Genomic DNA, 6,278 nt, shown 5'->3' on the forward strand with positions numbered 1-6,278 from the left:
TTCGCCTTACGGTGGAGCTGTGCGTAGATGTGATCAAGAGACAGGCACCACGGCCACAGCCGGGCCGAGGCGGAAGCGGCCGTGGCGGAGATCCACGCCCAGGGCCGACGCGCCACGATCCTCGCCGCCGACCTGTCGCGGGAGGCCGAGACCGCCCGCCTCCTGCCCGCCGCCACCGAGGCGCTGGGCCCCATCGGCGTGCTGGTGAACAACGCCTCCACCTTCGAGCGCGACGAATGGCACGACGCGACGCGGGAAAGCTGGGACCACCACCTGGAGCCCAACCTCCGCGCCCCCTTCGTCCTGGCCCAGGCCTTCGCGAAATCCCTGCCCGAGGCCGCCGAAGGCGTGGTGGTGAACATGCTGGACGAGCGCGTCTGGTCCCTCACCCCGCACTTCACCAGCTACACCATCTCCAAGGCCGGCCTCTGGGCGCTGACGCAGAGCCTCGCCCTCGCCCTGGCGCCACGGGTCCGCGTCGCCGGCATCGGCCCCGGCCCGGCCCTGCCCAGCCCGCGCCAGAGCGAGGAACAGTTCCGCGCCCAGTGCGAATCCACCCCCCTCCACCGTGGCACCTCGCCGCAGGAGGTCGCCCGCGCCCTGCTCGCCATCCTCTCCCTTCCCTCCTTCACCGGCCAGATGCTTGCCCTCGATGGCGGCCAGCACCTGCAGTGGTCGCCTGCGCGCGGCGCCGTGCAACCGGAGTGAGCCGCCCGATGACCCAGAACCGCCCCGGCCCTGCCTTCCCCGACGCCGCCCCGGCCAGCGCCTACCGCCCCGATGCCGCGCGCCGCCTGCGCCGCGTCTTCGTGCGGGGCCTGGAGGTCCGCGCCAGCCTCGGCGTCCTGCCCTACGAGCTGCACACCCGCCAGCGCGTGATCATCGGCATCGAGCTGCTGGTGGAGGACGAATCCGCCCCCGCCTCGGTCGGCGAGGAAAAGCTGGCCCGCGTGGTGGACTACGGCGCCGTCGCCGCCCGGGCGCGGGAGATCGCCACCACCGGCCATATCCGCCTCGCCGAGACCCTGGCGGAGCGAATCGCCGTGGCCGCGCTGGAGGACCGCCGCATCGTTTCCGCCATGGTGACGGTGGAAAAGCCCGACGTCCTGCCCGACGCCGCCGCCGTGGGCGTCACCGTGGAACGCCAGCGTCCCGCCGCCCCTCGCCCCCAGGAGGAGGAAACCGCCGGCCAGCGATCGCCGGAAGCCTGACGGACGGGACCGAAGCGCGGCTGTCGAGGCATGTCGGAAAGCCCAGACACGAACCAGGGCAGGGGGGGTCACGGCGAACCCGCCGGGCATCGTCGGGTGTCCCCGCCCCACATGCCCATCCGGCGGGCAGCGACGGGGGTGGCAGGCGCATCTTCCAGCACCTTCCCAGCCCGCCAATGGTGAAGCCCGGCAGTCTAGGACCCGCAGCCCCTGGCTAATGTAATGATTTGGTTACACAAGCAGCCGGGGCTTCGCGGCCGCCGCGACAGGGCGGGATTTTCCCCAACCTGCAAACCGCGGCCGCCGTCAACCGCCTCTTTCGCAGATTTGTGCGATGCAACCCGACCGTTTTCCTATTTAATGTGCAAAAACAAGGACCTGGATTCATGCCCAGAGATGAGGCAAAGGGCTGCAACCCAGGAATGACGTGGCTTTTCGGGCCATAGCCACCATTTCATCCACGGGGTTATCCACAGCTTCCGGGGATAACCCGAAACCACCGGACCCAGCGCGCGCCATGGCCTTTGCCCACGAAGAATCCGCCCCCCTCGCCCCCATGGAAGGCCGCGAGGTCATCGAGAAGGCCCTGGCCACCCTGCCGCTCTCGCCGGGCGTGTACCGCATGCTCGATGCCAAGGGCGATGCCCTTTATGTCGGCAAGGCCCGGCAGCTCCGCAAGCGCGTGTACAACTACACCCAGGTCGCCCGCCTGCCGGATCGGCTGAAGCGCATGGTCTTCGAGACCCGCTCCCTGGAGGTGATCACCACCGCCTCCGAGGCCGAGGCGCTGCTGCTCGAAGCCAACCTGATCAAGAAGCTCCGCCCACGCTTCAACATCGTCCTGCGCGACGACAAGTCCTATCCCTGGCTCGTCATTACCGAGGACCACCCCTACCCGCAGATCGGCAAGCACCGGGGCGAGCGCCGCAAGGGCGCCTCCTACTGGGGCCCCTTCGCCTCCGCCTGGGCGGTGAACCAGACGCTGACCGCGCTGCAGCGCGTCTTCCTGCTCCGCTCCTGCCGCGACAGCGTCTTCGAGAACCGCGACCGCCCCTGCCTGCTCTACCAGATCCGCCGCTGCTCCGCCCCCTGCGTCGGCCGCATCCCGGAAGCCGACTACGCCGACCTCACCCGGCAGGCGAAGCAGTTCCTGTCCGGCGAGACCCCCTCCATCCAGAAGAAGCTGGCCCGCGAGATGGAGGAGGCCGCCGAGGCCCTGGAATTCGAGCGTGCCGCCGCCATCCGCGACCGCATCCGCGGCCTGACGCATGTCCAGGGCCGCGACCGCATCAACATGGAAGGCGTGGGCGATGCCGACATCGTCGCCGTCCACCAGGCCGCCGGCCAGTGCTGCGTGCAGGTCTTCTTCTTCCGCGGCGGCCGCAACAACGGCAACCGCGCCTTCTTCCCCGCCCATGCCCGCCAGGACATCCCGCCCGGCGAGGTGCTGGAGGCCTTCCTCGCCCAGCTCTACGACGACCTGCCGCCCCCGCCCCTGGTCCTGCTGAGCCACGACATCCCCGAACCCGCCCTGCTGACCGAGGCCCTCTCCCTCCAGGCCGGCCGCAAGGTCGAGATCCATCGCCCCCAGCGCGGCGACAAGCGCGCCGCCGTGGACCACGCCGCCACCAACGCGCGGGAGGCGCTGGAGCGCAAGCTGGCGGAAGGCACCGCCCAGACCGCCCTGCTGGAAGGCGTGGCGAAGATCTTCGACCTGTCCTCCATCCCGGAACGCATCGAGATCTACGACAACAGCCACATCCAGGGCGCCAATGCCTATGGCGTGATGGTGGTCGCGGGCCCGGGCGGCTTCATCAAGCCCGCCTACCGCAAGTTCTCCATCAAGGGCCCCGTCACCCCCGGCGATGACTTCGCCATGATGCGGGAGGTCTTCGAGCGCCGCTTCGCGCGCGCCCTGAAGGAGGATCCGGAGCGCGAGCAGGGCTCCTGGCCCGACCTCGTGCTGATCGACGGCGGCCTCGGCCAGCTCAACGCCGCCCGCGAGATCCTGGCGGAGATGGGCGTGGACGACGTCCCCCTGGTCGCCGTCGCCAAGGGGCCGGACCGCGATGCCGGGCGCGAATGGTTCCACCGCACCGGCCACGCCCCCTTCCAGCTCCCGCCCCGCGACCCGGTGCTCTACTACCTCCAGCGCCTGCGCGACGAGGCGCACCGCTTCGCCATCACCACCCACCGCGCAGGACGCTCGCGGTCCCTGGTGAAGTCGGAACTCGACGAGGTGCCCGGCGTCGGCACCGCGCTCAAGCGCCGCCTGCTGAATCATTTCGGCTCCGTCCGCGGCGTCCGCAACGCGGGACTCGAGGATCTGGAGAACGCCCCCGGCATCGGCCCCTCCATGGCGCGCCGCATCTACGAGCACTTCCATCCCGGCGCAGTGGCGTCCCGCGAAGCAGCCGGGTAGAAGACTTCCCGACGCCATGCCGACGGACCTGCCCAACCTCCTGACGCTGTCGCGGATCGCGGCGGTGCCCCTGCTCGTCCTGCTCGCCTATGGCGGCGGCGGCTGGGGCGACGTGGCCGCCTGCGCGGTCTTCTCCATCGCCGCCATCACCGACTACTTCGACGGCAAGATCGCCCGCGACCGGCAGCTCACCTCCGCCTTCGGCCGCATGCTGGACCCGATCGCCGACAAGCTCCTGGTCGGCGCCGCGCTGATGCTGCTGGCTGGCCTCGGCCGCCTCAGCCTCCTCGGCCTGCTCCCCGCCATCGTCATCCTGCTGCGGGAAATCCTGGTCTCCGGCCTGCGCGAATACCTGGCCAGCCTGCGCGTCGGCATGCCCGTCACCCGCCTCGCCAAGTGGAAGACCGGCTTCCAGATGGGCGCCCTCGGCGTCCTCCTGGCCGGCGACACCGGTGCCCGCGCCCTGGGCCTCGGCTTCCTCCCGCTCTCCCTGCTGGGGGAACTCGGCCTCTGGGCCGCCGCCGTCCTGACCATGATCACCGGCTGGGACTACATGATCTCCGGCCTCCGCCACGCCGGGGCCCAGGATGCCCAGGCCGCCGCCACCCTGCGGGGCCGCTCCTGACCACCTGCCCTTGAGCGCTTACCGACACCGGTGCATGTTGCGCCCGCTTCGTCCTGGGGGAGTTTTATGCGGCATTCCATGATCGCGCGGCCGGGTTCGTGCCTCCTGCTGGCTCTTGCGCTGGCCGGTTGCTCGGATGGCCTGATCGCGCCCTTCGGCCGCCGCCCGGCCCTGGTGGCCCCGGGAAGCGCCACTGCCGAGCGAATCCGCGGGCAGGACCTCACGCTGCAGCCGCTGACGCCGGAAGCCGGCAATGTCTGGCCGGATGCCGAGCCCGAGCGCGCCACGCTGATGAATCCGGACCGCGACACCTTCCGCGAGGACGTCACCTCGCCGGCCCTGGAACGCGCCGCCCGCGAGCGTGGCCGCGCCCCGCAGCCGCGCCTGCCGGACCTCAGCGAGCCCGGCCCGGACCTGCCGCCCTCGGCCGCGCCGAATCCGCGCAACCCGCCGCCGGGCACCACCCTGCCCTCCCGCCGCCCGAGTTCCGCGGTGCCGGACAACACGGGCGTTCCGCCTCTGCCCTACCAGCCCGGACGGCTCAGCGTCCCCGCCCAGCCCGGTGAACCCGCCACCCCACCGGCGCCCCGCCAGGACGGGCGCACCATCTTCACCCCGGACGGCGTGCCCAACACCACCACCGGCGGCACCGGCGGCGTGCAGGGCATCAACCGCCCCGGCGGCGCCAGCGGCACCGCCACGCCGCTGGGCAACTCCACGGTGATCACCGTGCCGGGGCAGAGCCCGCAGATCGTGCCCGACCGGCAATGACGCCAGCCATGGCCCTCCGCCCATGATCCAGGTTCTGTACTTCGCCTGGCTGCGCCAGCGCACCGGCCTGGCCGCCGAGGAGGTGGAGCCCCCGCCGGAGGTCGCCACCATCGGCGCCCTGATGCGCTGGCTCGCCGCCCGCTCCCCCGGCCATGCCGCCGCCTTCGCCCAGCCGAAGCAGGTCCGCGCCGCGGTGAACCAGGAATTCCGCGGCCCGGAGGACCCCATCGCCCCCGGCGACGAGGTCGCCTTCTTTCCCCCTGTCACCGGCGGCTGACCCCCTCATGGCCGAGCCCTCTCCCCCGCTCCCGGGCCGCGTCGCGGTCGGCGAGGCCCCCTTCGACATCGCCGCCGAGACCGCCCTGCTGACCCGGGGCCGCGCCGATATCGGCGGCCTCGCTTCCTTCATCGGCCTCTGCCGCGCCGATTCGGGCCTCGCCGCCATGACCCTGGAGCACTATCCGGGCATGACCGAGGCCGCGATCGCCGCCATCCGCGCGGAAGCCGCCCAGCGCTGGCCCCTGCTCGGCGCCACGGTGATCCACCGCGTCGGCCGCCTCCTGCCCGGTGATCCCATCGTGCTGGTCCTCACCGCCAGCGCCCATCGCCTGGCGGCGCTGGAATCCTGCGCCTTCCTGATCGACTGGCTGAAGACCCGCGCCCCCTTCTGGAAGAGCGAGGAATTCCCCGACGGCCGCACCCGCTGGGTCGAGGCCAAGGCGGAGGACGACGCCATGGCCGAACGCTGGAGCCAGCCGGACCCCCGCCGCTGAACCCGGCCCCGCCCGCCCCCGGCGGCGCGGCGCCACCTGTCCCGCGCCTCCCGGCCCCGGCCGCCATCCTGGCCGCTGCCCTTCTCCTGACCTGGCCCGCCTTCCTCAACGGCTACCCCATCCTCTTCAGCGACACCGGCGCCTTCCTCCACCAGACGCTCGGCCCGCTGATGATCTGGGACAAGCCCTGGATCTACGGCCCCCTCCTCCACCTCTTCCACCAGCGCCAGTCCCTCTGGCCGTCCCTGCTCGCCCAGGGGCTGATGCTTTCCTGGCTGCTCTGGCTCACCGCCCGCGCCCTCGGCCTTGCCACCCCCGCCCGCCACCTCCTCCTCGCCGCCACCCTGGCGCTGCTCACCAGCGCCCCCTGGGCCGCCGCCCTGCTGATGCCGGACATCCTCACCCCGGCCGCGCTTCTCGCCCTCTTCCTGCTCTGTCTCTTGATCACATCTACGCACAGCTCCACCGTAAGGCGA

6 protein-coding genes and 2 pseudogenes are annotated in these 6,278 nt (G+C 71.8%); all 8 read left to right on the forward strand.

Features of this window, described 5'->3' with window-relative positions; genetic code table 11:
• Positions 1–57: 57 nt before the first annotated feature.
• Positions 58–708 (forward strand): annotated as a pseudogene (locus ROTAS13_RS17400) (SDR family oxidoreductase); the annotation flags it as partial.
• An 8-nt stretch (positions 709–716) separates the two neighbouring features.
• Positions 717–1,211: a dihydroneopterin aldolase gene (locus ROTAS13_RS17405; RefSeq protein WP_019463024.1), complete on the forward strand. Its 495-nt coding sequence runs from the start codon at positions 717–719 to the stop codon at positions 1,209–1,211.
• 517 nt (positions 1,212–1,728) lie between these two features.
• Complete coding sequence (gene uvrC / locus ROTAS13_RS17410) at positions 1,729–3,633, forward strand: excinuclease ABC subunit UvrC (RefSeq protein ID WP_075822968.1); 1,905 nt, start codon at positions 1,729–1,731, stop codon at positions 3,631–3,633.
• 16 nt (positions 3,634–3,649) lie between these two features.
• Complete coding sequence (gene pgsA / locus ROTAS13_RS17415) at positions 3,650–4,258, forward strand: CDP-diacylglycerol--glycerol-3-phosphate 3-phosphatidyltransferase (RefSeq protein WP_019463022.1); 609 nt, start codon at positions 3,650–3,652, stop codon at positions 4,256–4,258.
• A 78-nt stretch (positions 4,259–4,336) separates the two neighbouring features.
• The gene (locus ROTAS13_RS17420) at positions 4,337–5,029 is read left to right on the forward strand and encodes a hypothetical protein (RefSeq protein ID WP_126281939.1); all 693 of its coding nucleotides are present in this window, start codon (positions 4,337–4,339) and stop codon (positions 5,027–5,029) included.
• A gap of 22 nt (positions 5,030–5,051) precedes the next feature.
• Positions 5,052–5,306 carry a molybdopterin converting factor subunit 1 gene (gene moaD / locus ROTAS13_RS17425; RefSeq protein ID WP_075822969.1) on the forward strand — a complete coding sequence of 85 codons (255 nt, stop codon included), beginning with the start codon at positions 5,052–5,054 and terminating at the stop codon, positions 5,304–5,306.
• A gap of 7 nt (positions 5,307–5,313) precedes the next feature.
• Positions 5,314–5,802, forward strand: a complete 489-nt coding sequence (locus ROTAS13_RS17430) for a molybdenum cofactor biosynthesis protein MoaE (protein WP_075822970.1) — start codon at positions 5,314–5,316, stop codon at positions 5,800–5,802.
• Positions 5,803–5,972: 170 nt separating this feature from the next.
• A pseudogene (locus tag ROTAS13_RS28430) lies at positions 5,973–6,278 on the forward strand (hypothetical protein); the annotation flags it as partial.

Origin of the sequence: Roseomonas sp. TAS13, assembly GCF_001950415.1 — a bacterium.
Taxonomy (GTDB): Bacteria; Pseudomonadota; Alphaproteobacteria; order Acetobacterales; family Acetobacteraceae; genus Roseomonas; species Roseomonas mucosa.